General features: G+C 44.6%; 1 protein-coding gene and 1 pseudogene. Both read left to right on the top strand.

Going from position 1 to position 977, the window contains the following annotated elements; all coding sequences use genetic code 11:
• Positions 1-253: pseudogene (locus ACFQZT_RS32205) on the top strand (IS110 family transposase); the annotation flags it as partial.
• Between the two features lie 138 nt (positions 254-391).
• Positions 392-977 (top strand): transposase (locus ACFQZT_RS32210; protein ID WP_379307051.1); only part of this gene is annotated, 586 nt, incomplete at its 3' end.

A 977-nucleotide genomic window follows, 5' to 3' on the forward strand; every position in this document is an offset into this window, starting at 1 on the left:
AAACAAAGGATATAATGTCGTCCAGGTGAATCCTGCTACGACAAAAAGAAACAAAGAGAACCGAGATAATTCTCCGTCTAAGAGCGACCCGAAGGATGCCCTAGTTATCGCAGATGTTGTAAGCCGAGGTTATTACTATGACTATACAAGACAAGCTGACGTATTCCAAAGGCTGCGCACCATGATGAGTGATCGGGAGTTCTGGGTTGCTCATAGTGTTCGGTTACAGAATCGGGTTATCCGCTGGTTGGATATTCGTTTTCCTGAGTATACATTGGTGTTTAAGGATTGGACTTGCAAACGTTCAATGGCCACATTGAAAGAATTGCCCTCCCCAAAAGATCTTGAAACTCAGTCCGTCACGGAGATTATTACGGCTTGGAGAAATCATATGAAAAGAGCAGGCGGCGCCACAGGCACTCAAATAGCTGCTGAGCTAATCGCAGTAGCTAAAAAGAGCGTGGGAGACGTTACAGCTTTGGAAGAGGCAAAGCAAGATTTAGTGTGTTTAATCGCAGAATATGAACGTATTTTGGAGTGGTTAGAGCGCATCCAGAAACAAATCCTAACACTGCTTAGCGAGATTCCTATGGCGAACCAGCTAAGATCCATTAAGGGCCTTGGTCCCATCTTTGTTGCAGCGATTTTGGCTGGTGCAGGTGATCTTAGGCAGTATGCACATGGACGTCAGCTACTGAGAAAAGCCGGTCTCAATCTGGCTGAAAGTATGTCGGGAAAACGGAAAGGGCAGATTGTCATTTCCAAAAGAGGGGATTCCACCTTACGTAAATATTTGTTTCTCGCTACCATACAGCTCATAGGTGTCAATCCCGTATTTAGGGAGTTACATGAGTATAACACTAAAGTAAAGCATATGAAGAAGCAGAGGTCCGTATTTAAACTTATGGGAAAAGTGGCCCGAATCCTGATCGGCATCGTCCAAAAAGGAGAAACATTTTTGCCCGAGAAGGCAAGTT

This window comes from Paenibacillus sp. GCM10027628, assembly GCF_042676385.1.
Taxonomy (GTDB): Bacteria; Bacillota; Bacilli; order Paenibacillales; family NBRC-103111; genus Paenibacillus_E.